This is a genomic window from Mycobacterium rhizamassiliense, from assembly GCF_900157375.1.
GTDB classification, from domain to species: domain Bacteria; phylum Actinomycetota; class Actinomycetes; order Mycobacteriales; family Mycobacteriaceae; genus Mycobacterium; species Mycobacterium rhizamassiliense.
Genome location: NZ_LT721901.1, coordinates 3,402,450 through 3,419,669 on the forward strand (window position 1 = coordinate 3,402,450; position 17,220 = coordinate 3,419,669).

Genomic DNA, 17,220 nt, shown 5'->3' on the forward strand with positions numbered 1-17,220 from the left:
AAATTGGCTGCAACACGCAGAATTGCATTCACGCTGAGCATAATTCGTGCGCCGCCGGTGGCGCGGCGACCGCTCATGGAACGCTGTCCCACCCCTGTTCCGGTGAGCCGTTGCAAAAGCGGGTGCCGAGCCACGTCCCGGGATTCGTGCCGCCGAGGACGGTGAGACAGCCGCTGAGAACGGCGGTGATCCGACCGTCGGGCTGGATGTTCCAACGACGGCTGCCCCAACACGCCGCGATGCCCACCCTCGCGGTGTCGCCGCCATTCAGGCACTGCCCGGGGAAGGCCACGCTCTCGAGCCGGCCGTCGGCGTTGACATTCCAGCGCTGGGCGTCGGACCCATTGCAGGGGTTGATCACCGGCGGGTTGAGCCAGTTCCCGCCCGCGGCGTCCACGCACGCATCGCCCAGTCGGCTCCTCAACTGAACGGGGCCGTCCGCATTCGCGTTACCGGCGCCTAGCACCGCGGCGCCGAGAACTGTGCTCGACACGACAATCGCCCGGAGCCCGCCGACCGGGCGGGAGTCGTTGTGCCTCAAGCGCTTCGCCCGCTAAGGCTGCGGGGGTGGGGGTGTAACCGGCTTTCCGGCCATGCAATCTTGCAGCTCCTGGCTGCCCGGGGCGAAGTCGAAGCCGCAGTTGCATTCACGAGCTTGCTGCGCGTTGGGTAGCCCATTGCAGAAGTCGGTGCCGGCCGAGGCCGATGGCACGGTCCACATGACTGCGGCGGCCAAGGCTGCCGCCGCGGCGCCGACCGTGGTCATCACGACTCTCGTCTTCACGTTGGGATTCCTTTTCTCGTCGAAGCGGCGGCACCCCATTGCCGCTGGTTGCGGCGGGACGGCGCTCGTGGCACCACGTTAGCCCGCGCCGCCGGATTTTTCTTTGCTGAATCAATCGAACGGAGTTTCGATCACAACGACGACAAGGTGCGCCAAACCGCCGAAACTGTGGATTTAGGGCGTCAATTCTCAGGAATTAGCAAGCGATTGCGCAGGCCAGGACCGTTGCGGGAGCGGCGGCGTAAGCGCATTCTAGTAGGTGAACGGAAAGGAAACGAGCGATGAACATTGCGGGCACCGTGCATCGGCGCACGGCCATCGGAGCCCTGGCGGCTATCGCGATTTCGTTGGGGAGCGCGATGCCGGTCGCACACGCAACCGGCACGGACGACTTCCTCAGAAAAGTGCGGGCGGACGGGATCGGCGTCGGCGCACCGGACGGCGCCATTATCGAGGACGCCCAAGAGGTGTGTGACCTGCTCACCTACCAGCAGTCGGCCTACCCCTACCTATCGCAATACGCGGGCCTGGGCCCGAGGCATGCCGCCAGTTTCATCGCCGATTCGGCTACCTTCTTCTGCCCGCAGTACGCGCCCACGTAGCGGCCCGTAGCTCGAAAGGACACAACGACATGAACGCTGCAGGCGCCGTGAAGGGGGCCATGGCCACAGGAATCTTGGCCGCCAGTGCTATTGCGTTGGGGAGCGCGATGCCGGTCGCACACGCAACCGGGGCGGACGACTTCGTCAGACAGGTGCGTGCACAGGGAATCGGCGTCGACACTCCGGATGCGGCCTTGATCAAGGACGCTCAGGAGGTGTGCGACATGCTCGACTACCAAGAGAGCGCCTACCAGTATCTCGCTGCGCACTCCGGTCTAGACCGCCAGCACGCCGCCATGTTCGTCGCCGATTCGACCACCTACTACTGCCCGCAGGACGCGCCGGGATAGGGGCTGAGCTCTCGCGTTAATCGCCACGGCCACAGCCGTATTCGTCAGCCGTGTAGTCTTATCGCGCATGGTCCACCCGGACACCAGTCAAGCCCTTCGCAACCTGTTGTCCCCGCAGCGCCTTATCGACGTGGTGGATGTCGGTGCGAATCCGACCGACGGCGCGCCGCCTTATGCGCCGATGCTCGCCGCGGGGCTGTGTCGGGTGACCGGGTTCGAGCCGCAACCCGAGGCCCTGCGCGCGCTCCAGCTCAACAAAGGACCCGCGGAGAATTATCTGCCGCATGCGGTGGGTGACGGCGGCGCCCACACGCTGAATGTGTGCGACGCATCCGGATGCACGAGCCTGCTCGAACCCGATCCCGCGGCGTTGGAGACGTTCGAATACTTCAAGACGTACGCCAATGTGAACGAACGCATCGCCGTGGAAACGGCACGGCTCGACGACATTTCGGAGATTGGCCACCTCGACTTTCTGAAGATCGACATCCAGGGCGGCGAGCTGGCGGCTTTTCAGGGGGGACGAAAAAAGCTCGCCGAGACCGTCGCGATTCAGACCGAGATCTCGTTCGTGCCGCTGTACAAAGCTCAGCCGGGCCTGGGCGAGATCGACGTTGAGCTGCGCGGCCAGGGATTCATTCCGCACTGCTTCGCCGCGGTCAAGGGTTGGCCCATCTTCCCCTACGTGCATCCCAACCAGGTGATGAACCAACTGCTGGAGGCCGACCTCGTCTACGTCCGCGATTTCGTCCACCCGGACTCGATGAGCGACGAACAGCTCAAGCACCTGGCACTGATCGCGCATCACTGCTATCGATCATTCGACCTGGCATTGCGCTGCGTGATGCTGCTCGAGCAGCGAGGCGCGGTGGAGGCGGCAAGCCAGGAGCGCTACCTGACAATGGTTGCGGCCCTATAGCATTCGTGCCTAGGCTGGGCGTTCCAGCGCCCGCAGCCCCAGTGAAAACACCAGCCGCACTTCGGGATCGGCCAGCGACGTCGACAACAGCTTTTCGATCCGGCGCACCCGGTAGCGGACCGTGTTGGGATGCACCTGCAACAGGTACGCGGCGGCCGCGACGTCGCCGAAGCTGTCCAGGTAGACCCGCAGCGTCTCGGTCAGAACCGGATCCCCGGCGCTCAGGTCGCGGATCCGCGGATCGACCAGCCGCTCGTCGGCGCCGACCAGCGTGACGATCTCGTCGAGCAACACCGTGGTGCGCGCCTCGGCCAGCGAGGTCACCCGCCCGATCGAAATCGGGTGTCGCCCAGCGCTATCCAACACGCGATCCACCTCGCCACGCGCCACCGCGATCCCGGATAGGCCCGCGATCGGCACGGCGATGGCCGCCCGCAGCTCGACGCCGAGTTCGGTGCGCAGCGCGCTGATGGTGCCCCGGACCCACGACGCGACCGACCGGGCCGTCGCGGTCTGCGGCAGCAGCACATAGATTCGTGAGCCGCGCGAGGCTACCTGTGCATCTCGGCGAAAAGCGCTGGCGCTCAATGCCAAAACGTCGGTCAGCCGTGCGTGTCGGGCCCCGGCGTCGGCGGTGTCCCACCCGATCAGCGCGGCCTCGCCGTCGGCGGCCAGGCCGAGTTCCCGTGCGATGCCGGCCACGTCCGCCGGATCACCCTCCGTCAGGCCCAGCAGTTGTTGCACCCGCAGCGCATGCGTCGACGGCCGCGCCGCCAGCCGGAACATGATCCGCGCGGCCAGCACGGCCGCACCACGCAGGATCTGCTCGGCATCCTCGGCCAGCGGCTGTGACCCCTGCTGCACCCAGATGGTGCCGGCGAACACCGGTGGTCGTCGCGGGCCGCTCGGCGGCTGGTAGATGCCGACGGCCAGCCGTGGCCGCAGCCCCAGCGCCGGGCGCTCGTCGACCCGCACCACCTCGTCGCTGGCCCGCAGCGCGTCGAAGATGCCCCACTGGCCGATCCACTTGAGGTGCTCGGGCGGCCCGGCGCGACCCAGGATCGACAGGCGGCGCAACTCGTCGGCCTCGTCGTTGGAGGCCGAATAGGCCAGCACCTGCGACTGGGCGTTTTCGATGCTGACCATGCCGTGAATCCGGTCGGCCAGCGACTGCGCCAGGCCGAACAGGTCGGTGCCCGAGTCGTCCACCGGGTCGCCGTGCCGGTGATGTTCGAGGACGTGGTTGACCAGCTGATACAGCCGTTCCCAGCGGGCCCGTGGCTCCACGGCCACCACTGCCGACCCGACCGCGACCGCCTTGCTCACCAGCGCGTCCGACGGCTCCTTGGCGAAGATGGCCACCGGCGCGCGCTCGTGGGCCTGCTTGGCGATCCAGCCAAGCGCCTCGTCTTCGGCGACGCCGAGCAGGAAGAAGACGTCGGCTGAGCCGGCCGCCGCCGCGAGGCCCAGGCGGACGTCGTCGGAGTCGATCAGCGCCGCCGAGCTCACGGGAAGGTCGAGGCCCCGCGGGGCGTCGACCAGGCCGACCAGCGTCGCGTCCAGCGCAAGCAGCAGCTGACCCAGTCCAACACCGGAGGTCCGCATATTGTCCGATTTTACTACCTAGACGCCAACATCCTGTCCGATTGGCCAACAGATCGCCGCCCCGGACCGAGGATCCTGGCCGTATGGACGCGATCACCCAGGTGCCGACGCCGACCAACGAGCCGGTCCACGACTACGCCCCGCATTCCCCCGAACGCACCCGCCTGCGCGCGGAACTGGCCGCGCTCGCCGACCGCGCGATCGACCTGCCGCACGTCATCGCCGGCAAGCATCGGATGGGGGACGGCGAGCGCATCGACGTCGTCCAGCCGCACCGGCACGCCGCGAAGCTGGGCACCCTGACCAACGCGGTGCACGCCGACGCGACGGCGGCGATCGACGCCGCGATGGCCGCCAAACCCGCCTGGGCGGCGATGCCCTTCGACGAGCGTGCCGCGGTCTTCCTGCGGGCCGCCGACCTGTTGGCCGGGCCGTGGCGCGAAAAGATCGCCGCCGCGACGATGCTCGGCCAGTCCAAGTCGCCGTATCAGGCCGAGATCGACTCGCCCTGCGAGCAGATCGACTTCTGGCGATTCAACGTGGCCTTCGCCCGCCAGCTCCTGACGCAGCAGCCGGTCAGCGGCCCGGGGGAGTGGAACCGCAGCGATTACCGCCCGCTGGACGGCTTCGTCTACGCGATCACGCCGTTCAACTTCACCTCGATCGCGGGCAACCTGCCGACCGCCCCGGCGCTGATGGGCAACACCGTGGTGTGGAAGCCGTCGATCACCCAGACGCTGTCGGCCTACCTGACCATGCAGCTGCTCGAGGCCGCCGGGCTGCCGCCCGGGGTGATCAACCTGGTCACCGGAGACGGGATCGCGGTTTCCGATGTGGCACTGGACGATCCGCGGCTGGCCGGCATTCACTTCACCGGATCGACGGCCACCTTCCAGCACTTGTGGCGGCTGGTCGGCGCCAATATCGGCCGCTACCACAGCTATCCGCGGCTGGTCGGTGAAACCGGCGGCAAGGACTTCGTGCTCGCCCACGCCTCTGCCAACCCGGATGTGCTGTGCACGGCCCTGATTCGCGGGTCATTCGACTACCAGGGCCAGAAGTGCTCGGCGGCGTCGCGCGCCTTCATCCCGCGCTCGGTGTGGCACCGGATGGGCGACGACTTCCTGGGCGCTGCCGCCGAGCTGAGTTTCGGTGACGTCACCGATCTGACCAACTACGGCGGCGCGCTGATCGACAAGCGGGCCTTCGACAAGAACGTCGGCGCGATCGAGCGGGCCAAGGGTGCGGCCGGTGTCACGATCGCCGCGGGCGGCGAATACGACGACAGCGTCGGCTATTTCGTGCGGCCGACCGTGCTGCTGTCCGACGACCCGACCGACGAGGCGTTTTCGACCGAGTACTTCGGCCCCCTGCTGTCGGTGCACGTGTACCCCGACGACTCCTATGAGCGCATCCTCGACGTCATCGACACCGGGTCGCGCTACGCGCTGACCGGCGCCGTCATCGCCGACGACCGCGAGGCCGTGCTGACCGCGCAGGACCGGCTGCGGTTCGCCGCCGGCAACTTCTACGTCAACGACAAGCCAACCGGGGCCGTCGTCGGCCGCCAGCCGTTCGGCGGCTCGCGCGGCTCGGGCACCAACGACAAGGCCGGGTCGGTGCTGAACCTGATGCGCTGGACGTCGGCCCGCACCATCAAGGAGACGTTCGTGCCCGCCACCAACCACACCTACCCGCACATGGGATCCGACTGATGTCCGGCCTGTTCGCCAACACGCTGCGGCCCGCCATCATGGCCGCAAGCCGGCGCGAGGGATTGCGCCGAGCCGCCGAGGGGCTGTCGGTCACCCGCCGGGTGGTGCACCGCTTCGTGCCGGGGGAGACGATCGACTCGGCGCTGGATAGCGTTGCCGCGCTGCGGCAATCGGGTCGCTTCGTCAGCATCGACTACCTGGGCGAGGATGTGTCCGACACCGACGACGCCGATGCGGCGGTGCGGACGTACCTAAACCTGATTGAAAGGCTGGGTGGCTTGGGCGATGACGCCACAGTGGGCAGCCGGCCGCTGGAGGTATCGGTCAAGCTGTCGGCGCTGGGGCAGTCGCTGGAGCGCGACGGGGAGAAGATCGCGCGGGAGAACGCGTGGTCGATCTGCGACGCCGCCCAGCGTGCCGGTGTATGGGTGACGGTGGACGCCGAGAACCACACCACGACCGATTCGACGCTGGGCATCGTGCGCGACCTGCGGGCCGAGTTTGGATGGTTGGGCACGGTGTTGCAGGCCTACCTGCGCCGAACCCTGGGCGACTGCGAGGAATTCGCCGCGTCCGGCGCCCGGATCCGGCTGTGCAAGGGCGCCTACGACGAGCCGGCATCGGTTGCCTATCGGGGCAACGCCGAGGTCACCGAGTCGTATCTGGCCTGCCTGCGGGTGTTGATGGCCGGAACGGGGTATCCGATGGTCGCCTCACACGACCCGGCCATCATCGGCGCGGTGCCCGCGATGGCAAGCGAATCGAGCCGCGGGACACGCGAATTCGAGTACCAGATGCTGTACGGCATCCGCGACGACGAGCAGGTGCGGCTCGCCTCGGCCGGTGACCAGGTCCGGGTGTACGTGCCGTTCGGCACGCAGTGGTACGGCTACTTCATGCGCCGGCTCGCCGAGCGCCCCGCCAACCTGACGTTTTTCCTAAGGGCCCTGGCGCAGCGCCACCGTTGAGTGTGTAGTCCGGGCGGGAAATCCGGCCCGATGTCGCCCTAGCCGCACTGGACGCCCTGGGCGCACCGCTGAATCGGGCGCCTGGATACACTGAAGAAATTGGAGTACTCATTCCAGTCTGATTCGCAGGGGTTTGATGGAGCATCGCGCCAAGCTGACGGCAAAGGGTCGTGCGACCCGGGAACGGATCGTGCGCGCGGCCGCGCAGTTGATGGCCGAACACGGGGTAGCGCACACCACCATCAAGGATGTCCAGGCCGCGGCCGGCGTGAGTGCATCGCAGATGTACCACTACTTCTCCGAGAAGAGTGAGCTGGTGTCCGCTGTCGTCGAGGGCCAGAGCGACCAGATTCTGGGTAGCCAGGAGTTGGCGCTTGCGCAGGTCCACAGCATCGCGGAGCTGTCGCGATGGCGACACTTGATGGTCGAAGCAATGCGAGACAAGGGTTGCACCGGCGGTTGCCCCATCGGATCGCTGGCCAACGAGTTGGCTGAGACCGACCCGCCGGCGAGGGCTCGGCTGGAGGGGGCGTTCGCGCGATGGCAGGCACTGATCACCGACTGCCTCACGGCAGCTATGGCACGGGGCGAGCTCCCGCCCGGGACTGACGTCGACCGGATCGCGCTGTCCCTGCTCGCGGGGATCCAGGGCGGCTTGTTGCTCAGCCAGGTACACCGCGACACCAAGCCGTTGGAGGCAGCAATCGACACGATGATCGACTACCTGCGCCGCTTGGCGCCCGGCTAATCGAGCGTCGCGCACGAATTTTTTTGGAGTTGAGGCTCCATTTTTTATTGGGCAAACTCGGTGGTGATCGCACGAATGCCCACGTGGAGGACGGTTTCCTGTGTCGGATGACGAGATCGCTGCCCCGATATGACGCAGGTGCTGATCGTCGGCGCCGGGCCGACTGGGTTGATGCTGGCGTACGAATTGCGCCGAGCGGGGATATCGGTACGGCTGGTCGACCGGGCGCCGTGTCGCGGCAAGGCATCTCGCGCCGCGGCATTGAATCCCCGGACGATGGAGGTGCTGGACCAGCGGGGCATGGTGGGTGAATTCCTGGGGAATGGACGTCCGTTGACGGTGGCCCATTTCGCCGGGATCGGCGTCGACTGGTCAACGTTGCCCACCCGCTACCCGTACCTGTTCGGTGTGCTGCAATCGGTCACCGAGAACATTCTCGAGCGTTTCGCGCGCGAGTGGGGCGCGGCCGTGGAATGGTCCACCGAGGTGGAGGGTCTGGACCATGACGACGACGGCGTCAACGTTGAGCTGCAGACCGCGGACGGGCCGACCCAAGAGCGCGTGGACTATCTCATCGGCTGTGACGGTGCGCGCAGCACCGTGCGCCGGCTCGCCGGTATTACGTTCGATGGCTCCGACGGGAGCATTACCTACCTGCTTGGCGATGTCGACCTTGCTGAATCGCCTTCGGATTGGCTGATATGCGACCGCAGGGCAACCGGCACGGTGTCGGTGATGCCGCTGGGTGCACTCAGCGGACAGCCGTGGTGTCGGGTCACGGTGACGGAGTATCGCCCCGAGCATTCGTACGAGCCGATGACGCTGGCGACGCTGCGCGAGTGCGCCATTCGGGTGGCCGGCACGGATTTCGGCATGCACAAGCCGCTCTGGGTGTCATCATTCACCGACCACCATCGTCAGGCCGGCGAATATCGCCGCGGCCGTGTGCTGTTGGCGGGAGACGCCGCTCACATCCATCCGCCGTTGGGCGGGCAAGGCATGAATCTGGGTATGCAGGATGCGGTCAATCTCGGCTGGAAACTCGCCTCGGTCATCCAGGGGCACGCATCGCAGGCGTTGCTCGACACCTACCACCAGGAACGTCACCCACAGGCCGCCCATGTCATGGTCAACACCCGAGCCCAGTCCGCCCTGCTCGAGTCCGGTGACAACGTCACGGCGATGCGCGCACAGCTGGCCTCGCTGCTGCGTGATGACGGTGCCAACGAGCGCCTGGCTGCGGCGATGTCGAGCATGGACGTCTGCTACGCCCCGGACGCACCGCACCCCTTGATCGGCAGGCGTGTCCCCGACGCTGAAATCAGAAGCGCGACGGGATGCCGCAGTGTTTTTCCCCTGTTGCACTCCCAACGCCCGGTACTGCTCGACTTCGAGCGCACACCCGAAAGACCCGCGGTCCTACCCGAGACCGTCGACTACGTTGCAGCCCAGCAGACGGGTCGCCGGTGGCGACTACCCGTCGTGGGGTGGGTCGACGTGCCGTCGGCACTGCTGATCAGACCAGACGGCTACGTCGCATGGGCCTCGCCGGATTCGAGTCGGACCGGATTGCCCGCAGCGCTGGATCATCTACACGGCCGCGGGTCTGCCGCGTAGCGATGCTCGATGTGATCGGTCACTGAGCGCGGCGGGTCCGCGGGCGCTCGCTGGCGAAACCGCGTACCACGTGGGCACGGACGAATTCCGCCGCCACGTCGGGGTCGTCCATGTCGAGTATCGACGACGGCGTGCTGAACAGTGAAAAGAGTATGCGCGCAAACCATTCGCCGGCGGCCTCGATGTCGAGGTCCTTGCGGACCTCGCCGGTGAGCCGGGCCGCCGACAGGTAGGGCGCGAAGAACTCGACGCATTCGCGCAGCAGCACGGCCGCGTCCTTGGTCAGCAGCAGGCTGATCGCGTCCTCGTCGAAGTATTTCTCCGAGGCAATCGCGCGCCGCGCCTGCGTGACGAATACCGCCGCGGCACAAAGCTTGTCCTCGAGGGTGCCGCCCTCCCGGTCGATCGCCTTGGTCATCTCGCGATAGAACTGCTGCGAGGCGTGCTCGGCACACGCCTCGACGATCGACGCCTTGTCGGAGAAGTATTCGTAGATCGTGCTGCGCGATACGCCGGCGTGCTTGGCGATGTCGACGATCGTCGCCTTCTGCAAGCCCTGCTTGCCGAAGCACGCGAAGGCGGACTCCACGATCAGGTCGCGGGTATCGGTCTCCTGGTTCAACGCGGTCATCACGGAACCAACGCGCCCCTGGGCACCAGCCCGGCGTCGGCCGAGGCGAATGCCTCGTTGACGTCGGCTAGGTGGAACGGCTTGGGCATCAGTTTCTCGAACGGAAAGCTGGTGTGCTGCAGGAAGGATAGCCCGACGGCCAGGGTGACCGGGTCGTAGAACATCACGCCGCGAACGGATTTGTTGCCGTAGACCAGGGAACTCGGGTCGAGCTCCACGGTGCGTCCCATCCCGACGTTGCCGACCTCGAGCAGGGTTCCGCCGTTGTTGAGGAATGCGATGCCCTCGGGAATGACGCCCGGCACGCCGACGACTTCGAGCACCCAGTCGGCGCCGATGCCGTCGGTGTGCTTGTGTACCCGCTCGGTGACCTCCGCAGTCGACAGCTCGCTGGCGTCGATGCAGCGGGTGGCGCCGAAATCTGCCGCGACGTCGAGCCGTTCGGCGATCTTGTCGATGACGATGACCTCGGCCGCCCCCGCCGTGCGCGCCACGGCCGCGGCGTTGATGCCCAGCCCGCCGGCGCCCTGGATCACGACGGTGTCGCCGAGCCGCACATCGCGCAGCGCGAAAAGCACCTGTGCCAGCGCGCAATTCAGTGGCGCGACGGCCGCGTCGGGCAGATCATCGGGCACCTTGTACAGCGGCTGCCGCCGGCTGGTGTAGTAAAACTCGCCGTAGGCGGCGACGAAGTGCGGCGCCTGCTCGTGGGTGCGGTATTCGCCGGCCATCAGGTTCTGGCACGCGTACGACCGCCCGCGCGCACAGGCGTGGCACCGGCCGCAGAACCAAAAGTACGGCGTCACAATGCGATCGCCGACGGCCAGCGGTTTGCCGGTTGCATCGGTGCTCAGGCCGTCGCCGAGCTCGGCGATCTCGCCCACCATTTCGTGGCCCATGGCAAACGGGCAGGGCAGGGGGAGCTCGCCGCGGAAGATGTGCAGGTCGGATCCGCAGATGCCGGCCATCCGCAGCCGCAGTGCGGCCGCGCCCGGCGCCGGGGTGGACAGCGGAAACTCGGCCAGCTCGATCGGCCCCCCGATCGCGGTCAACACTGCGAGCTTCGGCATGACGACCCCCTCAGCCCGCCGGTGCCAGGATCAGGCCGCTGGTGGGCACGCCGGTTCCCGACGTCACCAGCACGTGCTCGACGTTGTCGACCTGGTTGTAGGAGGTGCCGCGGACCTGGCGCACACCCTCGGTGATGCCGTTCATGCCGTGGATGTACGCCTCGCCGAGCAGGCCGCCGTTGGTGTTGATGGGGAACTCGCCGCCGAGCGACAGCCGCTCGATGGTGGCGAAGTCCTTGGCCTCGCCGCGCCCGCAGAATCCGAGCTCCTCGAGCTGGGCGAACACGAACGGCGTGAAATGGTCGTAGATGAAGGCGGTTTGAATGTCTTGCGGCTTGAGCCCTGAGTCGCGCCACAGCTGGCGGCCCACCACGCCCATCTCGGGCAGCCCGGTGATCTCGTCGCGGTAGTAGCTCGTCATCATCTCGCCGTTGTGGGCCGCGCCCTGGGCGGCCGCGGTGATGATGGCCGGCGGCTGGCGCAGGTCGCGGGCGCGCTCGGCGCTGGTGATGACGAGCGCTACGCCGCCGTCGCTCTCCTGGCAGCAATCCAGCAGGCGCAGCACGGGTTCGACGATCCAACGCGAATTCTGGTGGTCTTCCAGGGTGATCGGCCGTTCGTAGAACCAGGCATCGGGGTTGGTCGCCGCATGCTTGCGATCGACCACCGCGATCCGGCCGAAGTCCTCGTTGGTGACGCCGTAGGTCGACATGTAGCGCTGGGCATGCACGGCGACCCAGGACGCGGGAGTCAGCAACCCGAACGGCGCGTAATGCGCCATGAACAACGGTGTTTCGGCCATGCTGCGTCCGCTGCCGCCGAACCGGAAGCCGGACCGTTCGTTGAAGGCGCGCCAGCACACCACGACGTCGGCGACACCGGTGGCGACGGCCATCGCCGCGTGCACCACGGTGCCCGCCGCCGCGCCGCCGCCGTGATGCACCCGGGAGAAGAACGAAAGGTCGCCGATGCCCACGTTGCGCGCGATGTCGATCTCGTCGCTGGAATCCATCGTGAAGGTGACCATGCCGTCGACGTCGCTGGGCGCCAGGCCCGCGTCGTCGAGCGCCGCGCTGACCGCCTCGCACGCCAATTGCAGCTCGCTGCGCCCGGATTCCTTGGAGAACTCCGTCTGGCCGATCCCGACGATCGCCGCCGCGCCCGGCAGCGTCCTGCTCATGCGCCCGACCCGTCGAGCAGGCTGAGCACCGCGGTGCCCGACACGTGATCACCCAGGCTGTTGGCGCCGGCGAAGGCCACCTCGACGAAGTTCTCTCCGTCCGATCCCTCGGTCTTGCCGGTGACGCTGCCGGTGAACCGCAGCGGGTCGTCCGGAAAGCACGGCACGCCAAGTCGGATCGACAGGTTCTTCACCATCGCCTCGGGTCCGGCCCAGTCGGTCAGGAAGCGCACGCAGTAGCCGTTGGTGGTCAGGATGTTCATGAACAGGTTGGGCGAGCCCTGCTGCTTGGCGTAGTCGCGGTCGTGATGCACCGGCATGAAGTCGCGGGTGGCGATCGCACCCGCGACGATCATCGTTGTGGTGATCGGGATTTCGAGCGGCGTGACCTCGTCACCCGGTGAGATGTCCTGCCATTGCAGAGTGCGGTTGGCGGTCGTCGTCATGCGTGTCCTTCCGAATAGGTTGCGCCAAGCCGGGCCAGCTGCGCCGAAGCGGGACCGAGGGTGAGCTCGTTGTGCTTGGCCCACAAGAAGTAGCGGTGCAGGGGATAGGTGGTGTCGATGCCGATGCCGCCGTGCACGTGCTGGGTGGTGGCGGCGACGCGGGCGCCGGCCTCGGCGGCCCAGAATTTGGCGATGCGGGCGGCCCGGTGTGCCTTTTCCGAGGGCCGGTCGTGGGCAATCAGCCACGCCGCTTGCCAGGTGGTCCACCGGATCGCTTCTACGTCGATGAACGCGTCGGCCATCCGCTGCTGCACCGCCTGGAAGCTACCGATCGGGCGGCCGAATTGCTCACGCCCGGAAGTATATTCGGCCGCGATGTGCAGCGCCCGCTCCACCACACCGAGCTGGATCGCGCACAGCGCGACCAGGGCGCGGGCGTGCAACGACTCGACCAGCCCGGCACCGACCAGCCGGTCGGCATCGGAAACGACTGCGCCGTCCAGTAATACGTCGGCGTGCGGCTCGCGACTGGTGGTCGGCACCGGACGAATATCGACGCCGGGGGCATCGGTGGCCAGCAGGAACAGGCCGACGGCGCCGTCATCCATCGCCGCGGGAATCAACACGGTGTCAGCGATCTGGGCGGCCGGCACCAGCTCCTTGGCGCCGTCCAGGCGCCACTGAGTGCCGTCGCGGCGCGCGGTGGTGGCCGGCAGTGACGGGTCCGAGCGGCCGGGCTCCGCCAGTCCCGCAGTGAGGATGCGGGTTCCGGCGAGCACGCCCGGCAGGAAGCGCTGTTGTTGCTCGGGCGTGCCGTGCCGCGCGATCGGGTCGGCGCCCAGCACCAGCGTCGCGTAGGCCGGCACCGGCGCCACGCTCCAGCCGACCTCGGCCAGCAGGACGCCGAGCTCGACGAAGCCGCCGCCGTTGCCGCCGGCCGACTCCGGCAGCGCGGTGCCCAGCAGGTCAACGGCCGCAAGCTCTTTCCACAGCGCCACGTCGTAGCGGACGTCGCCGGCCTCCAGCTCGGTCAGCCGGTCGGGCGTGGCGCGGCGCTGGAAGAGATCGCGCGCGAGCTTGGCGATCGTCTCCTGCTCTTCGGTGAACGAGAAATCCATGATTCAGCCGGCCGGCCGGAACTGGTGCAGCACCAGGTCGTCATCGAAGGTCTGGTAGTACACCTCGACGGCCATTCCGGTGGTCACCTCGGCCGGGTCGATGCCGGTCAGGTTGGACACCAGCCGCACCCCTTCCTTGAGTTCCACCAGCGCGACGACGTAGGGGTACTCGAAGAACGGGAACTTAGGCTCGTGCGGCATCACGTAGCTGTAGACGGTGCCGCGGCCCGACGACTCGATCGCATCCCACTGCAGCGAGCGGCAGTGCGGGCACATCGGCCGCGGCGGGTGGCGCAGCTGCCCGCAGCCACCGCAACGCTGGATCAGGAGCTTGTTCTCCCGCAACCCATTCCAGAAGAACTCGGTGTCCGGCGTGATCGCCGGAGCCAGTCGCGCCGCCATCAGTTCGCCGGCCTGAAGCGCAGCACCCGGAATCGTTGCCGACCCAGCACCTCGCCGTGCTGGTCGGTGTAGGTGGTCAGCCAGGTGAGGAAGAAGCCGGTGCCCAGCGCCGTCGTCTTCTCGTCGGAGACGGATTCGTACACCGTCGTCGCGCTGATCTCGTCGCCGAGGCGGGGGTAGCGCTCCATGTCGAACTCCGAGTTGGTCGCCACCGTGCTGGTGTAGCCCGCTTCGTCGAGGAATGCCGTTGGGTTGCCGTGGATCTCGATGGGCGCTCCACCGCGTTCGCCGATGCCCTCGAGCTTCGGTGACGGCATGGTCCAGGACTGCAGCATCACCGGCGGCGACACGATGCCGCCGAACCGGGACGACGCGGCGAACTCCGGGTCGATGTAGACGGGGTTCATATCGGCCATCGCGTACGCCCAGTGGCGAATCATCGGCTGGTTCACCGGGTCCGGTGCCAGCGAGGGCTTTCCGGTGCCGCCGGTCGGCTGCCCGACGAGGGCCCGCACTTTGGCGCTGACGGATTCTGAGTCGGTCACGTAGGTTCGTCCTCCTGACTAATTCGTGGCCCGAAGGTCACGCGGTGCCCGCGGCATGCCCAGCCCGGCCATTGCGATGATGTCACGTTGAATTTCGTTGGCCCCGCCGCCGAAGGTATTGATGACGGCCTGGCGGTACGCGGATTCCAGCGCCCCGCGCAGCGGCGCGTCGGCACCGCGCCGCACCCCGTTGCCGTCGAGCACCTCGAGCAGTTCGCGGGCGACCTGCTGGGTGAGCTCGGTGCCGAACACCTTGGCCGCCGACGCCTCGCCCATGCTCAGCGCGCCCTTCGTCATCGCCGCGTTCACCCGCGAGTTGACGAGCTTGTACGCGGCGACCTGGGCTTCGACCCGGGCCAGGGCCGATTGCACCCAGGGCTGATCGATGACGCGGCCACCGTCGAGCTCGGTGGAAATCGCCCAGTCCAAAGTCTTTTCGAACAACGGCTCCAGCGCGCCGAGATTGCCCAGGGCCGCCCGTTCGAAATTCAACTGCGTGGTGATCAGCTGCCAGCCCTGGTTCTCGCCGCCCACCACCGCGCTGGCCGGCACCCGCACGTCGTCGTAAAAGGTGTAGAACGTCGAGATGCCCGGCATGGTGTGCAGCGGCTGCCACGAGAAGCCCGGCGACGAGGTCGGCACGATGATGATCGAAATGCCCTTGTGCTTCTTGGCTTCCGGGTCGGTGCGCACGGCCAGCCAGATGTAATCGGCATAGGCCGCACCGCTGGTGAACATCTTCTGGCCGTTGATCACGTAGTCGTCGCCGTCGCGGATGGCCGTCGTGCGCACCGAGGCCAGATCGCTGCCCGCGCCCGGCTCGGAATAGCCGATCGCGAACTCGACGGTGCCGCTCAGGATCGCGGGCAGGAATCGCTGCTTCTGTTCCTCGGTGCCGAAATGCATCAACGTCGGCCCGACGGTGTTGAGCGTCACCAGCGGGATCGGCGCGCTGGCCCGGCGCGCCTCCTCGGAGAAGATGAACTGCTCGATCGCGGAGAAGCCCTGTCCGCCATACTCTTTGGGCCAGCCGACGCCCAGCAGGTCGGCCGCCGCCAAGGCGCGGACGCAATCGCGCACCGCGGGGCCGCCCTCCAGGTGGTCGCTGACGGCGGCGACGCGTTCCGGCGTCATCACCTGTTCCAGCGTCGCGCGCATCTCGGCGCGCAGCTTCTCTTGCTCCGGCGTGTATTCCAGGTCCATCGGCTCAGGCCCCCATCCGCACCGGCATGCGCTTCACCCCGGGCACCATGGTGGCCCGCATCCGGTCGACGTTGCCGACCAGCTCCAGGTCGGGAAAGCGACGCAGCAGTTCTTCGAAGAACACGGTCGCCTCCAGGCGCGCCAATTGCGCTCCGACACAGGAGTGTTCGCCGCAGCCGAACGCGATGTGCGGGTTGGGGTGCCGGGTCACGTCGAACTTCTCGGAGTCGGGACCGAAGATGTCCTCGTCGCGGTTGGCCGACCCGTAGAGCATCACCACCGTCTCGCCGGCGCGGATCCGTTGACCACGGATCTCGACATCGGCCGTCGCGGTGCGAGCCATATGCGTCACGGGGCTGTTCCAACGCAGCATCTCCTCGACGGCGAGGGGGATCCGGCCGGGGTCCTGCGCCAGCAGCCGGCGTTGCTCGGGGTGCGCGATCAGCGCCTGCGTGCCCAGCGCGATCAGGTTGCGGGTGGTCTCGTTGCCCGCGACCAGCAGCAGGAACGCGAAGTTGAGCAGGTCCTCGTCGGTCAGGCGGTGTTCGTCGATCTCGGCCTCGACCAGGACCGACAGCATGTCGTCGCGGGGTTCCACGCGGCGCACCGCGATCAGCTTCTGGAAGTACTCGAAGAGCTGTCCCATCGCCACCAGCGAGTCGAGTTCGATCTCGGGGTCGGCGGATCCGGTGGCCGCGTCCGACCACGCGCGGAACTGCTCCCAGTCGTCGGGCGGGGCGCCGATCAGTTCGGCGATCATGCGGGTGGGCAGCGGCGCGGCGAGCTCTTCGGCGAACTCGTGCACCGAGCCCGGTTCGATGCCGTTGAGCAGTCCGCGCACGATTTCGCGGATCTTCGGTTCCAGCACGGCCACTCGCCGTCGGGTGAAGCCCGAGTTGACCAGCTTGCGCAGCTGCCGGTGCCGGGGCGGGTCGGAAAAGATCAGGTTGCCCGCCTGCACCGGGCTCGGGAGCGCCGGATCGGGGATGGTGATGCCCTGGGTGGAGGTGAACAGGGCCGGGGTGCTCGACACGTACCGGATGTCCTCGTACTTCAACAGCGCCCAGAACTTCGTGACGTCGTTCCAGCACACCGGCGCCGTCGCGCGCAGCTCCCGATACGCGGGGTACGGGTCACCCGCATAGAAATCGGGGGAGTGCAGCGGGAAATCCGGGGGCGGATGAGTTTGCACGGCAAGCACCTCTCGCGGGACACCCGATCCGACAGATTGGGCCAATCTGTCTTGCGTGATGTGTCTACTCCGCTGCGCCGCATGCTGTCAACACGACACAAAGATATTGAAATAGCTCGGAATTC

General features: G+C 67.3%; 19 protein-coding genes. 7 read left to right on the forward strand and 12 right to left on the reverse strand.

Features of this window, described 5'->3' with window-relative positions; translation table 11 throughout:
* Positions 1-73: 73 nt before the first annotated feature.
* Positions 74-493: an RICIN domain-containing protein gene (locus MRAB57_RS16645; RefSeq protein ID WP_281254376.1), complete on the reverse strand. Its 420-nt coding sequence runs from the start codon at positions 491-493 to the stop codon at positions 74-76.
* Between the two features lie 60 nt (positions 494-553).
* The gene (locus MRAB57_RS28610) at positions 554-784 is read right to left on the reverse strand and encodes a hypothetical protein (protein ID WP_157900618.1); all 231 of its coding nucleotides are present in this window, start codon (positions 782-784) and stop codon (positions 554-556) included.
* Between the two features lie 281 nt (positions 785-1,065).
* Here MRAB57_RS28610 and MRAB57_RS16655 point away from each other — a divergent pair, with 281 nt between their 5' ends.
* The 3 genes from MRAB57_RS16655 (at position 1,066) to MRAB57_RS16665 (ending at position 2,655) form a co-directional block, all read left to right on the forward strand.
* Complete coding sequence (locus MRAB57_RS16655; RefSeq protein WP_077088333.1) at positions 1,066-1,386, forward strand: DUF732 domain-containing protein; 321 nt, start codon at positions 1,066-1,068, stop codon at positions 1,384-1,386.
* Positions 1,387-1,493: 107 nt separating this feature from the next.
* Positions 1,494-1,736: a DUF732 domain-containing protein gene (locus tag MRAB57_RS16660; RefSeq protein WP_157900619.1), complete on the forward strand. Its 243-nt coding sequence runs from the start codon at positions 1,494-1,496 to the stop codon at positions 1,734-1,736.
* Between the two features lie 67 nt (positions 1,737-1,803).
* Positions 1,804-2,655: an FkbM family methyltransferase gene (locus tag MRAB57_RS16665; RefSeq protein ID WP_077088335.1), complete on the forward strand. Its 852-nt coding sequence runs from the start codon at positions 1,804-1,806 to the stop codon at positions 2,653-2,655.
* A gap of 9 nt (positions 2,656-2,664) precedes the next feature.
* Here MRAB57_RS16665 and MRAB57_RS16670 read toward each other — a convergent pair whose 3' ends face one another.
* Entirely contained in the window at positions 2,665-4,260 is a 1,596-nt protein-coding gene (locus MRAB57_RS16670) for a PucR family transcriptional regulator (protein WP_077088336.1), read from the reverse strand.
* Between the two features lie 83 nt (positions 4,261-4,343).
* Here MRAB57_RS16670 and pruA point away from each other — a divergent pair, with 83 nt between their 5' ends.
* The 4 genes from pruA to MRAB57_RS16690 all read left to right on the forward strand — a co-directional run bounded on the left by pruA (position 4,344) and on the right by MRAB57_RS16690 (position 9,308).
* Positions 4,344-5,975, forward strand: a complete 1,632-nt coding sequence (gene pruA / locus MRAB57_RS16675; protein WP_077088337.1) for an L-glutamate gamma-semialdehyde dehydrogenase — start codon at positions 4,344-4,346, stop codon at positions 5,973-5,975.
* Entirely contained in the window at positions 5,975-6,943 is a 969-nt protein-coding gene (locus MRAB57_RS16680) for a proline dehydrogenase family protein (RefSeq protein ID WP_077088338.1), read from the forward strand. Before pruA ends, MRAB57_RS16680 begins: the two co-directional genes overlap by 1 nt.
* A gap of 136 nt (positions 6,944-7,079) precedes the next feature.
* The gene (locus MRAB57_RS16685; RefSeq protein ID WP_077088339.1) at positions 7,080-7,691 is read left to right on the forward strand and encodes a TetR family transcriptional regulator C-terminal domain-containing protein; all 612 of its coding nucleotides are present in this window, start codon (positions 7,080-7,082) and stop codon (positions 7,689-7,691) included.
* A 129-nt stretch (positions 7,692-7,820) separates the two neighbouring features.
* The gene (locus MRAB57_RS16690) at positions 7,821-9,308 is read left to right on the forward strand and encodes an FAD-dependent oxidoreductase (protein ID WP_077088340.1); all 1,488 of its coding nucleotides are present in this window, start codon (positions 7,821-7,823) and stop codon (positions 9,306-9,308) included.
* Positions 9,309-9,327: 19 nt separating this feature from the next.
* On the opposite strand, the gene MRAB57_RS16695 is transcribed toward MRAB57_RS16690, so the two are convergent.
* From MRAB57_RS16695 to MRAB57_RS16735, 9 genes are read right to left on the reverse strand one after another with little or no spacing between them, the layout of a single operon-like run.
* Positions 9,328-9,939 (reverse strand): TetR/AcrR family transcriptional regulator, encoded by a 612-nt coding sequence (locus MRAB57_RS16695; protein ID WP_077090637.1) that lies wholly within the window; start codon positions 9,937-9,939, stop codon positions 9,328-9,330.
* Complete coding sequence (locus tag MRAB57_RS16700; RefSeq protein ID WP_077088341.1) at positions 9,939-11,009, reverse strand: zinc-binding dehydrogenase; 1,071 nt, start codon at positions 11,007-11,009, stop codon at positions 9,939-9,941. Before MRAB57_RS16700 ends, MRAB57_RS16695 begins: the two co-directional genes overlap by 1 nt.
* A 10-nt stretch (positions 11,010-11,019) precedes the next feature.
* Positions 11,020-12,189 carry a lipid-transfer protein gene (locus tag MRAB57_RS16705; protein WP_077088342.1) on the reverse strand — a complete coding sequence of 390 codons (1,170 nt, stop codon included), beginning with the start codon at positions 12,187-12,189 and terminating at the stop codon, positions 11,020-11,022.
* Positions 12,186-12,635, reverse strand: coding sequence for a MaoC family dehydratase (locus MRAB57_RS16710; RefSeq protein ID WP_077088343.1), 450 nt, complete (start codon positions 12,633-12,635; stop codon positions 12,186-12,188). Before MRAB57_RS16710 ends, MRAB57_RS16705 begins: the two co-directional genes overlap by 4 nt.
* Positions 12,632-13,753 (reverse strand): acyl-CoA dehydrogenase family protein, encoded by a 1,122-nt coding sequence (locus tag MRAB57_RS16715; protein ID WP_077088344.1) that lies wholly within the window; start codon positions 13,751-13,753, stop codon positions 12,632-12,634. The genes MRAB57_RS16710 and MRAB57_RS16715 overlap by 4 nt, the downstream gene beginning before the upstream one ends.
* Before the next feature lie 3 nt (positions 13,754-13,756).
* Positions 13,757-14,155: a Zn-ribbon domain-containing OB-fold protein gene (locus tag MRAB57_RS16720; protein ID WP_077088345.1), complete on the reverse strand. Its 399-nt coding sequence runs from the start codon at positions 14,153-14,155 to the stop codon at positions 13,757-13,759.
* The gene (locus MRAB57_RS16725; protein WP_077088346.1) at positions 14,155-14,700 is read right to left on the reverse strand and encodes an FAS1-like dehydratase domain-containing protein; all 546 of its coding nucleotides are present in this window, start codon (positions 14,698-14,700) and stop codon (positions 14,155-14,157) included. The genes MRAB57_RS16720 and MRAB57_RS16725 overlap by 1 nt, the downstream gene beginning before the upstream one ends.
* A gap of 18 nt (positions 14,701-14,718) precedes the next feature.
* A complete protein-coding gene (locus tag MRAB57_RS16730) occupies positions 14,719-15,903 on the reverse strand; it encodes an acyl-CoA dehydrogenase family protein (RefSeq protein ID WP_077088347.1) in 1,185 nt (394 codons plus the stop codon).
* A 4-nt stretch (positions 15,904-15,907) separates the two neighbouring features.
* Positions 15,908-17,095, reverse strand: coding sequence for a cytochrome P450 (locus tag MRAB57_RS16735; RefSeq protein WP_077090638.1), 1,188 nt, complete (start codon positions 17,093-17,095; stop codon positions 15,908-15,910).
* Positions 17,096-17,220: the final 125 nt, after the last annotated feature.